The organism is Ruminiclostridium sufflavum DSM 19573 (assembly GCF_003208175.1).
GTDB classification, from domain to species: Bacteria; Bacillota; Clostridia; order Acetivibrionales; family DSM-1351; genus Ruminiclostridium; species Ruminiclostridium sufflavum.
Genome location: NZ_QKMR01000026.1, coordinates 5,467 through 25,912, shown reverse-complemented (window position 1 = coordinate 25,912; position 20,446 = coordinate 5,467). Strand labels below are relative to the sequence as shown.

Annotated in this window: 20 protein-coding genes and 1 other annotated feature (1 of these 21 cut by a window edge); of the genes, 14 read left to right on the top strand and 6 right to left on the bottom strand. The window is 38.1% G+C overall.

The features are described from left to right. Nucleotides 1–220, bottom strand: a binding site (T-box leader) (it extends 13 nt beyond the left edge of the window). A 129-nt stretch (nucleotides 221–349) separates the two neighbouring features. Then, nucleotides 350–970: a response regulator transcription factor gene (locus tag LY28_RS16710; RefSeq protein ID WP_110463322.1), complete on the bottom strand. Its 621-nt coding sequence runs from the start codon at nucleotides 968–970 to the stop codon at nucleotides 350–352. A 54-nt stretch (nucleotides 971–1,024) separates the two neighbouring features. Next, nucleotides 1,025–2,161, bottom strand: a complete 1,137-nt coding sequence (locus LY28_RS16705; protein ID WP_110463354.1) for a sensor histidine kinase — start codon at nucleotides 2,159–2,161, stop codon at nucleotides 1,025–1,027. A gap of 249 nt (nucleotides 2,162–2,410) precedes the next feature. Here LY28_RS16705 and LY28_RS16700 point away from each other — a divergent pair, with 249 nt between their 5' ends. The 14 genes from LY28_RS16700 to LY28_RS16635 all read left to right on the top strand — a co-directional run bounded on the left by LY28_RS16700 (nucleotide 2,411) and on the right by LY28_RS16635 (nucleotide 16,047). Then, nucleotides 2,411–3,481: a mannose-1-phosphate guanylyltransferase gene (locus LY28_RS16700; protein WP_110463321.1), complete on the top strand. Its 1,071-nt coding sequence runs from the start codon at nucleotides 2,411–2,413 to the stop codon at nucleotides 3,479–3,481. Between the two features lie 20 nt (nucleotides 3,482–3,501). After that, complete coding sequence (locus LY28_RS16695) at nucleotides 3,502–4,470, top strand: thiamine pyrophosphate-dependent dehydrogenase E1 component subunit alpha (RefSeq protein WP_110463320.1); 969 nt, start codon at nucleotides 3,502–3,504, stop codon at nucleotides 4,468–4,470. A gap of 143 nt (nucleotides 4,471–4,613) precedes the next feature. Further along, nucleotides 4,614–5,654 (top strand): alpha-ketoacid dehydrogenase subunit beta, encoded by a 1,041-nt coding sequence (locus LY28_RS16690; protein ID WP_110463319.1) that lies wholly within the window; start codon nucleotides 4,614–4,616, stop codon nucleotides 5,652–5,654. A 25-nt stretch (nucleotides 5,655–5,679) separates the two neighbouring features. Beyond that, nucleotides 5,680–6,723 (top strand): NAD-dependent epimerase/dehydratase family protein, encoded by a 1,044-nt coding sequence (locus LY28_RS16685; RefSeq protein ID WP_110463318.1) that lies wholly within the window; start codon nucleotides 5,680–5,682, stop codon nucleotides 6,721–6,723. Nucleotides 6,724–6,791: 68 nt separating this feature from the next. Further along, the gene (locus LY28_RS16680; protein WP_110463317.1) at nucleotides 6,792–7,034 is read left to right on the top strand and encodes a hypothetical protein; all 243 of its coding nucleotides are present in this window, start codon (nucleotides 6,792–6,794) and stop codon (nucleotides 7,032–7,034) included. Nucleotides 7,035–7,200: 166 nt separating this feature from the next. After that, nucleotides 7,201–8,382 (top strand): O-fucosyltransferase family protein, encoded by a 1,182-nt coding sequence (locus tag LY28_RS16675; RefSeq protein ID WP_110463316.1) that lies wholly within the window; start codon nucleotides 7,201–7,203, stop codon nucleotides 8,380–8,382. Beyond that, nucleotides 8,372–9,433 carry an O-fucosyltransferase family protein gene (locus tag LY28_RS16670; RefSeq protein WP_110463315.1) on the top strand — a complete coding sequence of 354 codons (1,062 nt, stop codon included), beginning with the start codon at nucleotides 8,372–8,374 and terminating at the stop codon, nucleotides 9,431–9,433. The genes LY28_RS16675 and LY28_RS16670 overlap by 11 nt, the downstream gene beginning before the upstream one ends. Then, complete coding sequence (locus tag LY28_RS16665; protein ID WP_110463314.1) at nucleotides 9,423–10,382, top strand: O-fucosyltransferase family protein; 960 nt, start codon at nucleotides 9,423–9,425, stop codon at nucleotides 10,380–10,382. The genes LY28_RS16670 and LY28_RS16665 overlap by 11 nt, the downstream gene beginning before the upstream one ends. A 57-nt stretch (nucleotides 10,383–10,439) precedes the next feature. After that, nucleotides 10,440–11,354 carry a phosphotransferase family protein gene (locus tag LY28_RS16660; protein ID WP_110463313.1) on the top strand — a complete coding sequence of 305 codons (915 nt, stop codon included), beginning with the start codon at nucleotides 10,440–10,442 and terminating at the stop codon, nucleotides 11,352–11,354. Between the two features lie 119 nt (nucleotides 11,355–11,473). After that, nucleotides 11,474–12,514 (top strand): DNRLRE domain-containing protein, encoded by a 1,041-nt coding sequence (locus LY28_RS16655; RefSeq protein ID WP_110463312.1) that lies wholly within the window; start codon nucleotides 11,474–11,476, stop codon nucleotides 12,512–12,514. A 125-nt stretch (nucleotides 12,515–12,639) separates the two neighbouring features. Then, nucleotides 12,640–13,092 (top strand): DivIVA domain-containing protein, encoded by a 453-nt coding sequence (locus tag LY28_RS16650; protein ID WP_110463311.1) that lies wholly within the window; start codon nucleotides 12,640–12,642, stop codon nucleotides 13,090–13,092. 142 nt (nucleotides 13,093–13,234) lie between these two features. Continuing rightward, on the top strand, nucleotides 13,235–14,305 hold the full coding sequence (locus LY28_RS16645) for a Gfo/Idh/MocA family protein (RefSeq protein WP_110463310.1): 1,071 nt from the start codon (nucleotides 13,235–13,237) through the stop codon (nucleotides 14,303–14,305). After that, on the top strand, nucleotides 14,302–14,877 hold the full coding sequence (locus LY28_RS16640; protein ID WP_479692093.1) for an acyltransferase: 576 nt from the start codon (nucleotides 14,302–14,304) through the stop codon (nucleotides 14,875–14,877). Before LY28_RS16645 ends, LY28_RS16640 begins: the two co-directional genes overlap by 4 nt. A 27-nt stretch (nucleotides 14,878–14,904) precedes the next feature. Further along, nucleotides 14,905–16,047, top strand: coding sequence for a DegT/DnrJ/EryC1/StrS family aminotransferase (locus LY28_RS16635; RefSeq protein WP_110463308.1), 1,143 nt, complete (start codon nucleotides 14,905–14,907; stop codon nucleotides 16,045–16,047). A gap of 81 nt (nucleotides 16,048–16,128) precedes the next feature. Here the strand turns inward: LY28_RS16635 and LY28_RS16630 are convergent, their stop codons facing one another. The 4 genes from LY28_RS16630 to LY28_RS16615 all read right to left on the bottom strand — a co-directional run. After that, a complete protein-coding gene (locus LY28_RS16630) occupies nucleotides 16,129–17,061 on the bottom strand; it encodes a GDP-L-fucose synthase family protein (RefSeq protein ID WP_110463307.1) in 933 nt (310 codons plus the stop codon). A 41-nt stretch (nucleotides 17,062–17,102) separates the two neighbouring features. Beyond that, the gene (gene gmd / locus LY28_RS16625) at nucleotides 17,103–18,131 is read right to left on the bottom strand and encodes a GDP-mannose 4,6-dehydratase (RefSeq protein WP_110463306.1); all 1,029 of its coding nucleotides are present in this window, start codon (nucleotides 18,129–18,131) and stop codon (nucleotides 17,103–17,105) included. 138 nt (nucleotides 18,132–18,269) lie between these two features. Then, a complete protein-coding gene (locus tag LY28_RS16620; RefSeq protein WP_110463305.1) occupies nucleotides 18,270–19,364 on the bottom strand; it encodes a glycosyltransferase in 1,095 nt (364 codons plus the stop codon). Nucleotides 19,365–19,846: 482 nt separating this feature from the next. Continuing rightward, on the bottom strand, nucleotides 19,847–20,446 hold a 600-nt coding region (locus tag LY28_RS16615; protein ID WP_278303884.1), incomplete at its 5' end, for an exosporium glycoprotein BclB-related protein.

Sequence of the window (20,446 nt, the reverse complement as noted above, 5' to 3'; positions counted from 1 at the left end):
TAGTCCGCGGTACCACTCTTGTTAGCTAAAAAGCTCACTTTTGCCCGTTAACGCAGGATATGCGGCTGATTTTTGCCAGCGGCTCCACGGCGAGTTCAAAGGCTGCAGCCTGCTGTATTTTCACCAAAACTACAGCTCTCTGTAAGAAAAAACCATGACATGCTTCATGGTATTTCATCAGGTACAAAATCCTTTTACTAATCCGTTTCTTAGCTTTATATTCTATATTTAAACATAACTAATAAATCTATTTTAGATTATCATATATGCGATATTTTTTCAATGCCTTAAAAAAGCTGCTTGCTTGTATTTTACAGTTTTATAAAGCTTTTATACCTTTTGTTGCTTCCTATTTGTTTTTGTAGTAGAAAACTGCGAGCTGTGTGCGGTCACGAAGCTGTAATTTTTCAAGCATAATGCTTATATAATTTCTTACAGTGCCTTCACTCAAATATAAAACTTCAGAAATTTCTTTATTGCTGAGGCCATTTGAAATCTGGATTAATAGCTCGGTTTCTTTTTCAGTCAGGCCAAAGTTGGAAAAGGACGTTCGGCCTTCGTCCTGAATAAGATTTGGAAGTTTTGTGATTATCTCATCGCCAAAAACGCTTTGACCTGTATTAACTGCTTTTATGGCAGGAACGATGCTTTCAAAGTTCTGCTTCAGAAGGTAGCCCTTGGCACCGATACGAAGAGCCTTAATTATATATTCATCATCTGAAAAGGTAGTCAGAAACAATATCCGTGCATTTGGATACTTTTTTATCAGAAATTCTCCGGCATCAAGGCCTGTCATGATTTCCATCCGTATATCCATAAGCAGGATGTCGGGCTGAAGCTTTTCAAACAGTTCGATTGCCTGCTTGCCGTTGTTTCCCGTGGCTGTTACGGATATATCCGGATCTGTCTCCAGTATAGTCTTTAGAGAAGCACATACAAGCTTATCATCATCAATTACTAATATATTCATTTGCTGACCTCCATAGGTTTCCTTGTTTTATTCCTGCAGTTCCGAATAACATAATTAAGTGAGGTTATAAGAGCTGCCTGCTGTCTTGGGAATTGAAATAAATATCCTGAATCCGTTTCCTGTATTTATATAAATATTTCCGTTAAAGGTGCTGACTCTATCAGAAATATTTATTAAGCCTATGCCGTTTTCAGGACTATAGCTGCTGTTATGGCCATTATCCTGAATAATGAGCTGATACAGTGCCGGATGCTCACGTAATGCCACATTTACCTCCGAGGCGTCGGAATGCTTGATAATATTTGACAAGGCCTCTTTTATTATTGCTATGAAGCAATACTTCAATTTTATATTTATATTTTCACTTAAGTCATAATCGAGGTCAATTCTGCAAAAGGTAAAATTGGTAATAAGGCTTTTTATCTGGGAATATAAGTCGATAGCTTCGTCATGCAGATTATGCACGCTGCTTCTGATACTGTCCATTGCGGAAGACAAGGTTTCTTTGACTGATGAGAGGCTTTCTTTAAAATTTTCGTCCTTATTTATTGCCATAATTGCACCAATCTGCAAAAGGCATCTTGAAAGCAGATGGCCTACATTGTCGTGAATTTCCATGGCAATTCTGTTACGCTCATTCAGCATGGCGACATTTATTTCATAATCCTGTTTTTCTATTAAATCCCGGTTGCTTTTTTTAAGTAAAAGAGCAATTTCCTGAGAATTGTCAATGTATTTGGCAAAGGTGGATTTTATATCCGTAAAGCTTTTTGTGCGGTATTTTAAAATGTATGAGAGCATAAGCAGTACAATAAGCATAACAAGCATATTTAACAAGCCTTGTTCAAGGTGTGAGATAACAGGTATAAGGGCAAGCAAAGAAAAAAACTGATTTTTTTCAGCAAAAATATCATAGCAGATTAGGGGGAGAAATACTATAAACGGAGGCTGCCATTGGCATAAGAGGAAGTATGCTCCCGCCAATCCCAGCTTCAGCAGCTTGTTATTGAGCTTTCGACAGGAATTAATTTGGCGGATAAGAGCTTTTTTATCAGTGCTATGGTAGCTTAATAAGGCGCTTACGGTTATAGCAACTAATACCGGAGGGACACTTATGCTGAAGCCTCCATCCACAATATACAGGGCAAAACAGGCTATATATATAATAAGCTTATCAATTAAATCATTCATGCTAACCTCCATTTTCGGTATGAAAAAGCTGCTTGCAGGTTTTTTGCTGGTAATTCCCGGATCCTCAAGGGATTTTTTTAACATAATTATAGTATCAAGTATCGCAGCATTACTCAATAGTTAAAAAACGGGGAAAGGGAAAAATTTTAGGCTGCTAACGAGGTTAACATAAAATATGTGTATAATTTATGAACTTATGTCCTCTTATTTACATAAAATAAATTAAAAATAATATTTGGAGAGGTTAGAATGGATAAGTTTGCAGTTATAATGGCAGGTGGATCTGGCACAAGATTATGGCCTCTTTCCAGAGAAGTTAAGCCAAAGCAGTTTATTAATATTAATGATGGAAATTGTATGCTTATACAAACAATTCAACGCATATGTGAAATTGTTCCCGCTGATAAATGTTTTATTGTAACAAATAAGGAGCTTCTTGATATTACATGGAATACCGTTAAGGACATTATACCTTATTCCAACTTATTATTGGAGCCTGAAAAGAAAAATACAGCAGCTTGTATTGCCTTTGCCACCTTGCTGTTAAAAGAACGGTTCGGGGAAGGAATTGTGTGCTTTATACCGGCAGATGGATATGTGAAAGAGCATAAGCCTTATAAAGAAGCAATTGAGCTGGCGTTTACTGTTGCGGAAAAAAATGACGATTTGGTCATTATAGGGATTGCACCGGCCTATCCGGCTACAGGATACGGCTATATTCAAATTGACAATGAAAATGAGGCCGAAAAGGTATTAACAGTATTGAGATTTATTGAAAAACCGGACTTGGAAACAGCAAAAAAACTTATTTCGACAGGAGAATATCTTTGGAACAGCGGAATTTTGGCAGGAAGTATGGATTCTATAATAAGAAGCTTAACCGAATATTTGCCCGAACACTATATAAAAATTTATGAGGCTATTAAGCATGTGAATGAGGAGAATGGTAACACCTATATTGAAAAAGCATATAATGAAATACAAAATATTTCTTTTGATACTGGGATTCTTGAAAAATGCAATAACGTTTATGTTGTAAAGGGTTTATTCGATTGGGATGATATAGGCTGTATTGATGCCTTATCAAAAACGATGGCTTCTGATGCTGACGGGAATGCAATAAAGGGTGAATACCTTGGCGTAGACACATTTAATTCTGTGATAGTCGGTGAGGATAAGCTTATTGTAACAATGAGCGTCGATAACTTGATAGTTGTAAGTACAAAGGATGTAATTCTGGTTTGTCCCCGCAACAAAGCCCAGGATATAAAAAAAGTTGTTGAAAAGCTTAGAGGTAACGGATATAAAAGCCTTTTATAAATATTTTGGAGGACTATGCAATGCAGTATAATGAAGAACTTATTGAAATGTATAGAGTTATGCAGACTATCAGATTAGTTGAGCTCAGGATTGAAGAGGAATACAAGTATGATGAGATTAAAACGCCGATTCATTTGTCAATTGGTCAGGAAGCCATAGCAGCAGGAGTATGCCTTCATCTTGAAAAGGATGACTATATAATTGGAACTCACCGCAGTCATGCACAATATATTGCAAAAGGCGGAGATTTAAAAAAAATGATAGCAGAGCTTTATTTGCGTAAAACGGGGTGTTCTTTTGGAAGAGGAGGCTCCATGCATCTGATTGATATGGAAGCGGGAGTATTGGGGTCAACTGCAATTGTAGGAGGGAATATTCCTCTTGGAACAGGTGTTGCTCTTGCAGCAAAGCTTCAGAAAAAGGCTGCTGTAACAGCGGTATTTTTTGGAGATGGAGCAGTGGATGAGGGGACGTTTCATGAAAGCCTGAATTTTTCACTGTTGAAAAAGCTGCCTGTAGTATATATTTGTGAAAATAATTCTTACGCAATAAATTCACATGAGCTGAACAGACATTCATCAAAAAATATATATAAATGGGCTGAGGGATATGGAATACCGTCTTGTCAGATAGATGGGAATGATGTGCTTCAAATTTCGGATTATGCGAAAAAAGCTGTTTTGAGCGCCAGATCCGGTGAAGGACCGGCTTTTATAGAATGCATTACGTATAGATGGAAGGGTCACATTGGGACTGTAAATGATGTTGGCGAGGGACTTAGACCACAATCGGAATATGATTATTGGATATCAAAATGCCCTATAAAATGGTATAGGGATTATCTCAAGGGAATTGGACTGCTTGATGAAAAGACAGAGAAAGCTATAGATGACGAAATAAAGCAAGCTATTAAAGAGGCCTTTGATTTTGCTCAAGGTTCCCCCAAGCCGTCACCCGATGAACTTCTGGATTTCGTGTATTCAGATTAAAAGAAGCTTTATAATACTATTTGTGCCCTAATCGGGCGTGGAGGTTAGCTTGTAAGACTTTAGATACAGCTATGAAAATATCTAGCATACCTCCGCGAAAGCTGTACCCAATTTTTGTGCCCTAATCGGGCGTGGAGGTTAGTATGCCTTGGACAACAATTGAAGTTGAAAAGCAGGATAAATTTTTTATTGAGGATGACTCTGACAAAAGCAGGGTAATTTCCTATAAGGATGCTTTATATGAGGCTCTGGATCAATCTATGGCAAGGGATTCAAGAGTATTTATAATGGGTGAGGGTGTTGATGATGCAGCCGGCGTTTTTGGAACAACAAAGGGCTTGCATGAGAAGTATGGCCACGACAGAGTGTTTGATACCCCAATAGCAGAAAATTCTCTTACAGGTATTGCCGCAGGAGCTGCAATGACCGGACTTAGACCTATTTTGATTCATAGCCGGATGGACTTCTTAATTATTTCGCTGGACCAATTAGTCAATCATGCATGCAAATGGAGCTATATGTTTGGCGGTAAGGTACAGGTACCGTTGGTTATCCGTACTATAAGCGCAAGAGGCTGGGGCTCCGGCGCACAACATTCACAGTGCGTGCAGGGAATGATGATGAATGTACAGGGGCTTAAAATAGCGGCTCCCGCTACACCGTACGATGCAAAGGGACTGTTGATTTCAAGTATAATTGACAATAATCCGGTCTTGTTTGTCGAGCACCGGTGGCTGTACAAAACTATGGGAAATGTTCCTGATATCATATATTCAATACCTTTCGGAAAAGGAGCGGTAAGAAGAAAGGGTACGGATATAACGATAGTGGCAGTATCCTATATGGTGATAGAAGCCTTGAAGGCTGCTGAAAAGCTTATATTGCAGAATATATCCGCGGAAGTTATAGACCTAAGAACAATAAAGCCTATTGATGAGGATATAATCTTGGAATCGCTTGCAAAGACAGGTAAGCTTTTAATAGCCGATACAGGCAGCAAAACAGGAGGTGTGGCTTCCGAGATTTCTGCAATTGTAGCTGAAAAAGGAGTGCACTTACTTAAAAAGCCTGTTGTAAGGGTATGCTGTCCTGATACGCCAACGCCTGCAAGTGACATATTGGAAAAAGCATATTATCAGGATTCGGAAACCATAACCGGCAAGGTAATTGATTTGATGAAGTAAGCGAGCAGGGATGGGAGAATGCAGCATGGACAAAATCATAGAGCAGGATTGTCTTGAGTATATAAAAAAAATCAACCTAAAGCCTTTATATGGCAAAACTATTTTGGTTACCGGAGCTAACGGGCTTATAGGGACTTATCTAATATATATGCTTCATCTGGCAAACATAACTGAGGGAGCGGAAATAAATATCATAGGAATCAGTAAAAGTGCTCCATGTGATGCTCTACAGGATATTTTTTCGGGCCGTAACCGGTTTGTTTCAGCAGATTTAATCAAAATGGATTATAATGCTTTACAGCAAAGAGCAGATTATATTGTTCATGGCGCAACCTATGCCCAGCCGGGTAAATTCCTGCGAAACTATCTTGATACTATTCATTTGAATATATCTTCCACAGAGAAGCTTCTGCAAAAAGCAAAAAAAGACGGTGCCCGATTTCTTTATTTAAGCTCATCTGAAGTTTACGGAGAACCTGATAATGATAATATACCCACAAAGGAGATATATCCCGGGCTTTGTTCATCTATAGGCATAAGAGCCATATATTCCGAGTCAAAAAGGATGGGAGAGACGCTTTGCTTCACTTATAAAAACCTTGAAGAGGTTGATGCTAAGATTGCCAGAATAGCTATGACCTACGGTCCGGGAGTAAAGCTGGATGATGAAAGGGTAATGGCACAGTTTATGAAGCAGGCATTAAATGAAAAGAAAATTGTTATGCTGGATGAAGGAAATAAAGTCAGAACCTTTTGCTATATTGCAGATTGCGTGCTCATGCTGCTTAACATACTTATGTACAGTACGGATTTCGTTTACAATGTGGGAGGAAAGGACAGAATAAGTATTAAAAGGCTGGCTGAGGAGGTATGCGCCTTGACTGGAAGCACACTTTCAGTTGAAAAGCAGAGGCAGCTCACTGACAAGGACATTAAGGTATCTCCTGAACGTATTGAATTGGATACGGAAAAGATATGCAAGGAATTTGGGCTTGAGCCGTTTAAGCCGTTTAAGGAAGGCCTTACTCGTACAATTGTCTGGAATGTGCTGCGCAGTAAAGGGTTATAAATTTGTAAATGCTCAGGCCTCATGATATTATATTTTTATTATACTTAATATTGCGGGGGTGTGACTAAATGGGCAAGATAATTATAATCATGCTGGTGCTGGTTATATTGCTTTGTTTCTGTATCTATAACAGTTGGTTTCAAAGAGAGAAAAACAAGAGAATGTTTGAGCATGAGAAAAAGAAGGTTTCTCCCTTCAACAGCTACATTGCATGGGCTGTTTATTCTGTTATCATTGCCGCAGCTATTTTTTCAGTTGTAGGATATGAAATATACGTGCTGATGGATGCTATTCAAAAAATTCAGAATTAGGCGATTTTCTGCCGGTATCATCGGTTCTTTCGCCGATAGTAATTGACTTTTTGCCTTAATAGGCAAGAAGTTTTTTTGTGGTTCAAAAGCACTGAAAAAATTCACACTTTAATACTGGATTACATAAAATAACATGATAATCATTTTTGTTGAGGTGAGAAGAAGCATGTCCAGTGACAGATTCATACTTATTAAGGCATGGAGTTACACACTGTGGGCTGATATTGATCATGTATTGAGTCAGCTGCTAATTGCGGAGATAACAAACAGGATTCCGGTTATTTATTGGCCCACCCACTGCCTTCACAACGGGTTTGTTCAAACAAACGGATTTGAATTATACTTTGAGCCTATTTCAGGCTATACAATTTATCATATAGCGAAACCTGAATATACCTATTATCCCCCAATATGGGATTCTGACAGCTTGCTGGCTGACGACAGGGACAGGGATACATGGATGTACCGTAATATAGGCGACATCATAAGCAGTAATGCAAATGTTGTAGTAGGAGATGCATATTATAATGTGTCAGAACTTATTCCGTTTGTTAAAAAACAGCATTCAACCTATGGAATGACTGTAGAACAGACATATCATTATTTATACGGCAAGTATATTAAAATTAAGCCGGACATTGAAATGGAAGTACAGGGCTATTACAACTCCTGGATTAAAAATAATCATCCTGTTCTGGCTGTGCATGTCCGCAGAGTTGACGAAAATGAAGTGTTTGATGCAAGAAATTCTAAGGAGTATGGAAATCAATACTGGAATAAGGTTTATAAGAGATATATAAAGAAAAGAAATCCGGAAAAAATCCGTAGGCTGTCCCCAAAAGGCAGGATTAAGAAACCTAATGGATTGTATCATTCTGAAATACGCAAGTATGTTGAAAAGTATAATATAAAAAAAATATTCCTGCTCACTGATTGTGAGGAAACTGTAAAAGAGTATCAAAAGCTATATGGAACTAAGCTGTTATTTACCGACGGCAAAAGGATTAAATCAGGGGATGAGGCCTCTCAGATGGAAAGCCCTATGATAAAAAGGCGCAGAGGGATAGAGCTTATAAAGGATACTTATCTGGCAGCCAAGTGTGACTTCTTCATAGGAAATGATTTTTCGCACTTATCTCATACCGCTTTGCGCATAAAGGATTGGGGAGATAAGAGTGTAAGCCTGCTGTACTGGCTGTATAAAAAGCTGAAGTACCCAATAAATGTGAAGCTTATAGTAAAAAAGGAAAGTAATAATATTATTATACGTACAATTAAAAGAGCAATAGAACTTTTTAATGAGTATAAGGAGAGGCTGATAAAAGGAGGCAATAAATATGCCAAATGATAAATTTCTACTTATTAAGTCCTGGGGATGCGGCTTCTGGTCTGATGTTGACCATGTCATGGGCCAATTGCTTGTAGCAGAATTGACAAACAGGATTCCCGTGATTTATTGGGGTACAAACAGCCTTTATGCAGAATCCTTTAAAACTAATGCCTTTGATTTGTATTTTGAACCTGTATCAAATTATTCAGTATATGATATCATTAAGCCTCAATACACTTATTTTCCTCCCATATGGAAGCATGACAATATATTGGTAGAGGACCTTGACAAAATAACCTGGATATACCGCAATCTGGGCGAGATGATAGGCAGCAATGCAGATGTTGTGGTCAGCGATGTACATTATTTTATCCGTCCTATAATAAATTATATAACAAAAGACCATTGGGCGTATGGTATGACAGCACAACAGATTTACAGGGGACTGTTCGACAAATATATAAAGCTTAAGCCGGATATAGAAAAAGAGATACAGGATTTTTTTGACAACAATCTCAGAGATTTTGGCCCCACACTGGGTGTTCATATCAGAGGAGGAGACAAAATAAGGGAAGTTGAAAATTTGGCAAAGTTTAATAGAAAATATCATAAAGCAATAGAGAACTATTTGAGTAAATACGATATAAAGAAAATTTTATTGCTGACAGACTGTGAAGATATTGTAAATGACTTTACAGAAAGATATGATTCCATGGTGGTATATACCGATTGCAGGAGGGGTGCGATATATGCCACTGACAATGCCCCTCATTTGCAGAACTACACTCAAAAAAGACGCAAGGGTATAGAAATTATAAAGGATACTTATCTGGCATCAAAATGCAATTTTTTCATTGGAAATGGATATTCAAATGTGTCCTACACCGTAAAACGTCTGAGAGACTGGCCGGAGGATAACATAATACTTTTTTTCAGAGATTTAAAGAATGAGCTTAAATTGGCTAAAAAACGGGCAAAGGCTGTAAAAAGCAAGCAAAAAAAAGAGGAAAAGGGCCATAGGGTTGAATATCCAGAATTATACGGAGGTGTTAACACATATGTCAACTAACAGATTTCTTCTTATAAAGGCATTGGGTAAAAGCATATGGACTGATGTGGACCATGTGATGTGCCAACTGTTTGCTGCTGAACTGACAGAACGTATACCGATTGTTTACTGGGGTATGGAGAGTATTTACAGCATATCTATGGATACAAATGCTTATGAATTTTTTTTCGAGCCGGTATCACAATATACTGTCCATGATTTAACCCGCAAAGAGTATACTTTTTATCCTCCGGTGTGGAAAGCTGAAAATCTATTGGCAGAAGATACCGACAGGCTGAAAATGGAGAACCGTGATTTGAACAGCCTGATGAAGAGTGAGGCAAGTGTTGTGGTAAGTGATGTTTTTTATCCTCTGAGAGCATTAATACCTTGGATCAAAAAGGGGCACTGGGCCTATGGAAAAACACCTTATCAGATATATCGCCAGCTGTTTGACAAGTATTTGAAGCTTCAGCCTGAAGTTAAAAAAGAGATTCATAAGTTTGTAAATACACATCCGAATTTCAGAGACGAAAAGCCAATAATAGGTGTTCATGTGAGGGGTAATGCAATTGCCAATGAGGTTGCTCAGATATATAACCTGAATGAGTTTTATAAACCCAATATATGGCAATTTGTTGTCAGATATAATGCAAGGCATTTGTTTTTAATAACAGATTCCGCAAAGGTCCTGAGACAATACAAAAGGCTGTATGGAATGCAGGGATTGTTAATTAATTCTGACAGCAAAAAGATGCCTTTTAAAGAGCGTATTGCCACCTGCCTGATTGACTATCCGAATAAAAGGCACAAGGGAGTCGAGCTAATAAAAGATACTATTGAGATTATAAAGGATACGTATCTTGCAGTACAATGTGATTTTTTTATAGGCAATGGCTATTCAAGCTTATCCAATACTGTGATGCGCCTGAGAGACTGGCCTGAAACAAATATTAAGCTTTTGTACTGAAAAAGTGCCGATACTCGCTCACAGGAATATTCAAGACTGAAAGCAGGTGATGATTCAATGTTTGAAAGAATGGATGAAAAAAGGGAAAGATATACCCAGTATATAAATAATAAGTATCCTAAGCTTAAAATATCAAAAATGCAGTGCAGCTTCAAGGATGAAAAACACAGCGACACAGTTACGCTCAATAATGTTCATGTTTTCAAGTTTGCCAAATATGACTGGAGCGCAAGCTTTATTGACAATGAAGTTAATACTGTTAATTTAATCAGAAGGTACATCAATATGCCTCTGCCAAAAATGCAATGCCTTGAAACAGGGATAACTATAAGTAATTATATTGAGGGAGAGCCTCTTTTCAGAAATGTATTGCTTTTATTGGACAACAGGGCTCAGGAGGCTATTGCCGAGGAAATAGGAACCTTTATGAAGCAGCTGCATGGCATTTCCATCTATGAGGAAGGCATCAAAAACATAAATGAAAGTCCTGTTGATTTTTCGGCAGATTATTGGATGTCACAGTATGAAGGAATACAAAGAAAGCTTTATCCTCATTGTGACAGCTATACAAAGAAATGTATATATCAGGTTTTTAAACCTTTAATGGATAACGGGCACTTTTTAGACTACAAGGCTTCCATTATTCACGGAAATCCGGTGCCGAATAATTTCCTGTTTGATAAAGGCTCAAATAGGATAAACGGTGTTATAAATTTTGGTTTGTCTGGAACAGGTGATCCGGCATATGATATAGGAGTTTTGATTGATAATCTTGGGGAAACCTTTGTAAAGAGAGTCAGCAGATATTATAAGGACATAGACAGCTTTATTGACAGGTCTAGATTTTATGCATTTACAATCGGCTTTTGCTGGGGCAAATCAGTTGCCGATATGATTACAACAAGAGATTTTACACATTTTAAGTTCTTTTCCGGCGGTGGAGATAAATTTCCTATAGGAAGCAATTGGTAAGGTTTGTTGCTATAAAATATTTTTATATATAAAAATATTTTTCAGAGCTAACACACTGTAACTATAAAGCATACTATGAAGTATATCTAATTTTAAGCAGCGCGAAAGGAGATTTATCAATGTCAATTATTACTCTTGTCCAAATTTTTGATGATGTATACATTGATTCATCACGGCCGGATAAAAACTTTAGCAAGTCTAATGTCATATGGGTTGGGAAAAAAGAAGATGATACAATCCAGCGGTCTTTACTTAAATGCGATTTAAGCTTCATACCACAAGGTTCTAAAATTATTTCCTCAAACCTTAATATTTATCTTGATTATGATCCAAGCGAGATGGAGCTGGAAGAAACAATAACACCTTATGCTATTACAGACAGCTGGGAGGTTTCTAAGGTAACATGGAATAATCAGCCTTCGGTAAGCAATAACATAAGAGGGGCAGCAACCAGCTTATCTATTGAAGGGTATTATAGCTTCGTTATTACAGACTTTGTTGAGAGATGGGTTAACCGGGGATACCCCAACAACGGTTTAGAACTTAAAGCAGATGAAGTAAGTATTGACAACAGTAAGCGGTTTGTCAGCTGTGACGAAAAGCTTATTGACAAGCAAACCTTCAAGCCTGTTTTTGTAATTCAGTATGAGCCTCTTCCCTTGGAGGAATACGTCTTAAAGCAGCAAGGAAAGGCAAATACGGTTTCCCAAAAGGCTGTAAGCACTGAGAAGTCTATTGAACAAAAGGATGCGGATAAAAGTCAAGCTTTAGAAGCAGAAGGAGATACAGATACAGTACCCGAGCAAGCTGCTGGAAATAACTCTGAAGAAATTGCAGAGCAAGCTATAGAGCAGGACGGAGATACAGAGCATGAAGAGGTAACTACAAGTGATGAATATCAGACCACGGCAATAAAAGATACCTCTGAAAAAACACATGTAAGTTTTTTTGTAAACAATTTAACTGAGAATCTGGCTGAGGTAGGAATAGAAGTAAGCTCGGATGGCGTGAATTTTCTCAGGCAAAACTATGATCCTATTCCTCAGGGGTTGGAAATATTTATACCATATTATTATGCGCCATATACCCGCTTATTTTATAAGTCTAAGACAGAGGGACAGCATACGGTGCTGAGTATTGACTTTGTATCACAGGCTTAAAGCAAAAATTTCGCATAAGGGGTCTTTTATATTGCAGTCTTTACGTATATCAACTCAAATTTCGAATATATTTCATTCCATGGAATATATATTAAATATGAAAGCTAATCTAGGAGTGGACAAAAATGAATTATACCCCTGAGGAGTTAAGAGGCATATGTCTCAAAAAATCAGTAATTAATGGTTATTGCAAAAGGCAGGTGGATAACCTGCTTGCATTGATTAATGAAGACTACAACAGACAATTGATGGATAATGAGGAGCTAAAAGGTAAGGTAGCCTCTTTAAATGAGGCCATTAACCATTACAAGCTTCTTGAAGAAGCTCTTCAGCATTCAATCCTTGTCGCGCAGCATACAAGCGAGCAGGTTAAGGCGAATGCATGTGAAAAGGCCAGACTGATCACTGAGGAAGCAGAGGCGAATGCTAAAAAACTTACGGATGAGGCACATCAGGAGGTAGCCAAATGCAAAACCAGATGTGAAGAGCTAAAATCCGAATTGATATCATATAAATCAAAGTCAGAATTAATGCTGCAGGCACAATTAAAAATTCTGAAACAGATGTCTCCGGAATGAGAGATAAATACTTAAAAATAAAAAAGAGACAGTCCTAAAAAGACTATCTCTTTTTTATTTTTTAATAAGCTGAAACATATAAATAAATGAAATCATATAATGTAATGATGCTAAAATAGACTATGGCTGAAGGGGTAGAAAAATGAGATATGCTTTAATCGGTTGCGGCCGTATATCACCGAATCATATAACGGCGGCTGTTGAAAATAATCTTGAAATTATTGCATTATGTGATATTGAACAAAAGAACATTGACAATTTAATATCAAAATTTAATATTAATAAACAAATCCACAAATATACCGATTATAATGAAATGCTCTCAAAAGAAAAACCTGAATTAGCGGCAATTGCCACTGAAAGCGGCAAGCATGCCAAGATTGCACTTGCTTGCATTGAAGCAGGCTGCAATATAATTATTGAGAAGCCGATGGCGCTTTCTCTTGCCGATGCGGATGCTATTATAGAAAAGTCGGAGAAAATGGGGGTCAGGGTATGTGTCTGCTTTCAGAACAGGTTCAATAAGTCTATACAAAAAATTCGGGAGGCAATCGAAAGGGGACGTTTTGGGAAATTGCTATACGGAACTGCACATATCCGCTGGAACAGGGGCATGGAATACTACAAGCAGGCGCCTTGGAGAGGAACGTGGGAGCAGGATGGGGGAGCACTTATGAACCAATGCATTCACAATATTGATCTCCTGTGCTGGATGATGGGAAACGAAATAACTGAGGTTGCAGGAATGACCGATAAATTATTACATAGCTATATTGATGCGGAGGATTTAGGAATAGCAATAATTAAATTTTCCAATGGCAGCTATGGCATAGTTGAAGGTACTACCAATATATATCCTAATAATCTGGAGGAAACTCTGTATATATTTGGAGAAAAGGGTACAGTAAAGGCAGGCGGGAAGTCAGTAAATGTTATTGAAGAATGGCAATTTGCGGATGGGCTTGATGACTTTAAGGATATCAAGGCAAAATATAGAGAGAATCCTGAAAATGTGTACGGATTTGGACATACACCACTTTATTCGGATATGATTGATGCTGTTAAAATTGGCAGAGAGCCATATATTACAGCTAAAGATGGAAGGAAATCTTTAGAACTTGTACTTGCTGTATATAAATCAGCAGCTGAAGGAAACCGTGTAAAACTCCCTTTATATGAGTGCAGTACTATAGATTTTAAAGGCAGGTTTTGAATATGAGCTACTTTATTCATGAAAGCAGTTTTGTTGACGAGAATGTAACTATAGGTGATGGCACTAAGATATGGCATTTCAGCCATATACAAAGGGATGCGCACATCGGGAAAATGTGTATTATAGGTCAAAATGTCAATATTTCAAGCAATGTAAAGATTGGTAATAATGTAAAAATACAAAATAATGTTTCCGTATATGAGGGCGTGGAATTGGAAGACTATGTGTTCTGCGGGCCTTCGATGGTTTTTACAAATGATCTGACACCAAGAAGCAAATATCCCAAGGGAGTGTCCGGCTACAAAAAGACTCTTGTAAAATATGGGGCTTCCATAGGTGCAAATGCAACGATTGTTTGCGGGCATACCTTGGGCAAATGGTCTATGATAGCTGCCGGGACGGTTGTAACGAAGGATGTGTGCGACTATGCCCTTATAATGGGAGTACCGGCAAAGCAGGCCGGTTGGGTTTGTGAATGCGGAATACGGCTGAAGGATGGGTTTAATTGCAGAGTATGCGGAAGAATGTACGAATTGGTGAACAAGGAACTTCAGGAAATAGCTCGGGATTGAATTTAAGCAATGACGGGGGGAATTGCAATGGAAATGAGAGATTTAAGGGCACAATACATAAGATATAAAAAGGAAATAGATTCTGCCGTAAATAAGGTCTTGGAAAATGCAAATTTTATTGGAGGAGAGGAAGTAAATACTCTTGAAAAGAGTCTGGCAGAATATGTAGGAGTGAAGCACTGTATTTCCTGTGCTAACGGAACAGAAGCAATGTCTTTGGTGTTGATGGCATGGGATATTAAAGAAGGGGATGCAGTCTTTGTACCTGATTTTACATTTTTTTCAACGGGAGAGGTGGTTTCTTTTAGAAATGCTGTTCCTATATTTGTTGATGTAGATAAAGAAACCTTCAATATGGACGCAGATAAGCTTGAGGCTGCGATTTTATGTACACTCAGGGAAGGAAGGTTAATGCCTAAGGCTGTTATCCCTGTGGATATGTTTGGGTTACCTGCAGCTCATACGGAGATTTCCCGTATTGCAAAAAAATATAATCTTTTGGTTTTAGAAGACGGTGCTCAAGGATTTGGCGGAAGTATAAACGGGAAAAAGGCATGTGGGTTCGGTGATGCAGCCACCACTTCTTTTTTCCCGGCGAAACCGTTAGGCTGCTATGGAGACGGAGGAGCAATATTTACAAATGATGATTTTCTTGCTCAAATTATAAATTCTCTTAAGGTTCATGGAAAAGGGAGCAATAAATATGACAATGTAAGAATAGGAGCTAATTCAAGACTTGATACAATTCAAGCCGCAGTTTTAAACGTTAAGCTTATGGCGTTCAAAGAATATGAGCTTGACGCAGTAAATAGAATTTACAGGATATATAATGAGAGGCTTAGAAATATTGTTTCCACTCCGGTTATTCCATCAGGCTATGAGTCCAGCTTTGCACAATATACAATTAAGCTTGAAAGCATGGAAGAGAGAATACTGCTGCAAGCTAAGCTGAAAGAAAACAGTATTCCCAGTGCTATTTATTATATTAAGCCGATGCATAAGCAGCAGGCCTTTTCACATTTGATTTCAAAGGATGTTGATTATGCGGTTGCGAATGAATTGTGCGATATAGTATTATCCTTGCCTATGCATCCTTATATAACAGAGGAAGATGCTGAAAAAATTACCGGCACTATAGCTTATAGCCTTACAGGCCGGCATAGAGTATAAATCATTTTTGAGATACCTTGATATTAAAAAAGAGGTGTCTTATAAAGGACATCCTCTTTTTTAATAAACTGTAAGGAAATGCTAAGATAGAATGTAGTCAAGATAGTATTGATATTCCCGCTTAATACCTTCCTCTATATTAATTTTCGGCCTCCATCCGGTTTCCTTTATTTTGGAGTTATGTAATACTCTTCTTGGAGTACCGTCAGGTTTACTTGTGTCGAATAGAATATCGCCGTTATAGCCTATTACTTTTTTTATCGTTATAGCCAGTTCGTTTATACTGATTTCACTTTCTGAGCCTATATTAACAAAGTCATTTCCCTCATAGGTCTGCATCAGACAGAAGCAGGCGTCAGCCAAATCATCTACATACAGAAATTCTCTCAAGGGTGTTCCTGTTCCCCATAATTCAACAAAGGGACTGTTATCCAGCTTTGCTCTGTGTATCTTAATAATCATGGAGGGGATTACATGTGAGTTATATATGTCAAATGTATCTTTAATACCATAAAGGCTTGCGGGCATTGCACAAATGTATTTTGTTCCATATTGCTTATTATATGCCTGGCACATTTTAAAACCTGATATTTTAGCAAGAGCATAGGCCTCATTAGTGGGCTCTAGTGAACCTGTGAGAAGGTATTCCTCTTTAATAGGCTGTGGGCAGGTTTTAGGATAAATGCAGGAGCTGCCCAGAAATAATAGCTTTTTAACACCGTTCTTGTAAGAACTTTTTATTATGTTGCATTCTATTAGCATGTTTTCCATTATAAAATCAGCAGGATATGAGTTATTTGCATGTATTCCCCCAACTTTAGCGGCAGCCAGAAAAACGTAATCGGGGTTTTGTTCTTTAAAAAAATTTTCTGTAGCCTCCTGATTTGTCAAATCAAGTTCAGCATGTGATCTTAATATTAAATTATAATATCCATTACGTTCAAGGCTTCTCACTATTGCAGAGCCCACCATTCCATTATGACCGGCAACAAATATTCTGCTTTCTTTCTCCATATACTTGCCTCCCCCTGACAATAACGTATGTTTTACATATTTTAAGTAATACCATATACATCACTGTCTACCATCATTTTAACCAATTGCTCAAAGGATACCTTTTGCTTCCAGCTCAGGTTCGTTTTTGCTTTTGTCGGGTCCCCCAGCAATAAATCAACCTCTGCGGGTCTGAAAAATTTGCTGCTGATATTTATAAGCTCTCTTCCATTAGCACTGTCAATCCCTTTTTCCTTTTCACCTGAGCCTTCCCATTTCAAAGTAATACCCACATTTTTAAAAGCAATTTCACAGAATTCCCGTACTGTATGGGTTTCTCCAGTTGCAATTACGTAGTCATCAGGGCTTTGCTGCTGTAGAATCAGCCACATAGCTTCGACATAATCTCCCGCGAAGCCCCAATCTCTTTTTGCATCAATGTTTCCTAAATATAGTTTGTCTTGTTTCCCATTTATAATGTTAGCTATTCCCTTTGTTATTTTTCTTGTAACGAAGTTTTCACCTCTCCTTGGGGATTCATGATTAAATAGAATCCCATTGCAGGCAAATAAATCGTAAGCCTCTCTGTAATTAACCGTTATCCAGTATGCATACAGTTTGGCCGCCCCATAAGGACTTCTTGGATAAAAAGGAGTTTTCTCATTTTGCGGTATTTCTTGAACCTTGCCAAATAATTCACTTGAAGATGCCTGATAAAATTTAATATTGGCTGCGGCTTCTTTTATGCACTCTAAGAGGCGTAATGTTCCCAGTGCATTTACATCAGAGGTAAATTCCGGTACATCAAAGGATACTTTCACATGGCTTTGAGCTCCAAGATTGTATACTTCTGCAGGCTCAATTTTATATATTAATTTACTTAGATTTGCTGAGTCCGATAAGTCACCAAAATGTAAAATCAGGTTTGATTTTCCGTTTCCATCAGCATCTATCAGATGATCTATTCTGGTAGTGTTTATTGAACTGCTCCGCCTGACTATACCATGTACTTCATAACCTTTATTTAATAAAAATTCTGAGAGATACGAACCGTCTTGACCGGTAATTCCTGTAATTAAAGCTTTTTTCATGAATAAAACTCCTTCACAGCGTAATATTTTATGTTTTCAGCAGCAGGTCTCTGATAACATAATATGTTTACAATTACCATTATGGAACTGGAAGGAGACAAAATCTACCGGCTGGTGTTCATCACAAAAGGCTATAGCCTAGCCTTGCTGTAGCGTAGTATCAGTAGACTTCAAGCGTTCAAACAACTTTTTGTTTGATACAATACTTGGATCAGTAGGGCGATATCTAGCTGCTTCTTCATTATGCTCATAGGATTTTTGATATTCGCCCATTCTATAGTAGCAGACGCAAAGTTGTAAATGAGGATACCACGTATAGTATGCAGTATAAATAAAGCTCCATCTATCAGGATCGGGAATCTGAACAGCAGCCTGCTCATACCAATACGAGGCTGTTTTAAATTCCTGCTTTCGTTGAAAAATATATCCGATACGGCAGCAGGCTTCTGCTCTTGGAGGAGCATATTTAAATGATTCAAACAGTGAAGTGAGCTCATTATTCGGGTCATTTAAAGTACGGTAGCAGTCTCCCTTATGTATGCAAGCAAATATTTTATCCTCCACCCAGCCTTCCTTCATTGCAATACAGTTATCATAGCTTTTTATCGCTTCCTCGTGGCGCCCGTTTTCTCTTAATTCATTTCCATAGTAAAAGTAGTCTCTGGGGGAGAAGATATCTCCTCTTTCAATTTTTTGTTCAAAAACCGAAACTGTACGGCCAACTGCATGACGAATTTTTTTATGGGTAATGGAGATGTCTGAGTTGATAATTTTTCCGCGTACATTTATGTAGTTATGACAATCACCATACCATTGAAAATTTTTTTCTCTTTTCAGAAGCCTGTTGCGCCTATATCTGAGAGTAACATTTCCAAACTCGTCTGTTCCCGCATCATAATACATTGAAACAGAGTCCACAGAGGGGTCAAGAGTTTCTTTAAGTTCTTTAAATTTTACCTGATCTCCTTCTAGTATAACATCATCTGCATCCAGATATAGAATGTAATCCTTTGTAGCATATTTGAAAGACTCATTTCTGGCTGCCGAGAAGTTATTAGTCCATTCATAATTGAAGACACGTTCTGTATATTGACGAGCGATATCAATTGTTTTATCGGTTGAGCCTGTATCAACAATGTTAATTTCATCGACAAATTCTTTTACTGTATCCAGACATCTGGCCAGAGTTTCCTCTTCGTTCTTTACAATCATGCAAAGGCTTATAGTAACCATATTATTAATCTCCTCCATATAATTTTAATTAATATACCCCAAATAGTATATTCAAAATATTGAGAAGAAGTTACAAAGGGTTTGTCATAGTTTAAAACCTTGCCAATAAAATCTCGATTTTTTATGCTGAGCTTGTGTCTGGCTGGTTTTACACACAGCTTGAGCTCGTACTGTTATTTACTGCAAGGAGACTTTATCTTTAAAAAACCTATCGGTTGACAGTGATAGCTCTTATACAAGATTCTCTTTTATTAAAAAAGAAGTAATTGTGCAGTTGAATTCAGCCACACAATTACTTCTATCTTTATCTTTTGAGATCTGCCACCTTAGAGTTAATCAATGGATTAAACCATCGGCATGATATTTTATTATCAAAATATAGCCAGAGTGACGACTCTGCTTTTACATACCAAGGTTTTTCAAAGCAGAGCGGTTACTCTGAAAATGCTTAAATACATGAGGCAGTATTGGGGCATTTCCTTTTAGGAAATGCCAATACCGGCACTTACATAACCAGCAATGGAGGATGCCAGATCAAGACCACCCGTGACATGTGAGGAGAAGATCAGAAGTAATCTGGTTCCTTGTGTGACGGGAATGTTCAGACCAGTAGTGATACCGCTGCTTATATTGCCGATGGCAATTGCTCCTGTAAGGGCAGGCGACAGCGTTACCACTGCACCTGGCACCGCAACAAAGGTATTGTTAGGTGTGGTGGATTGGAAAAGCTGTGCGGATACCGTTACAGTCGAGCCAAGCAGACTGATTGCTGCGCTGATGCTTAAATAGCCGGCCAGAGAAGTAATAATTCCATTTCTGGGCATGGAGAATGCAAAGTTCGTCAGCCCAAGCAAATTGATTGTTCCGCTGGCAGCGGAGATCCCAGGAAGATTACTTCCAAAGCCAACAGCGCTGGAGGTATTAAGCAATCCTCCGATTACGGTGGTTAAGGTAACAGGTGTGCCGGATGCAAAGGGAATAATGGCACCTTCACCAGGATCACCCACAGCACCAGTAGCACCAACAGCACCAGTAGCGCCAACAGGGCCGGTAGCACCAGCAGGGCCGGTAGCACCAGCAGG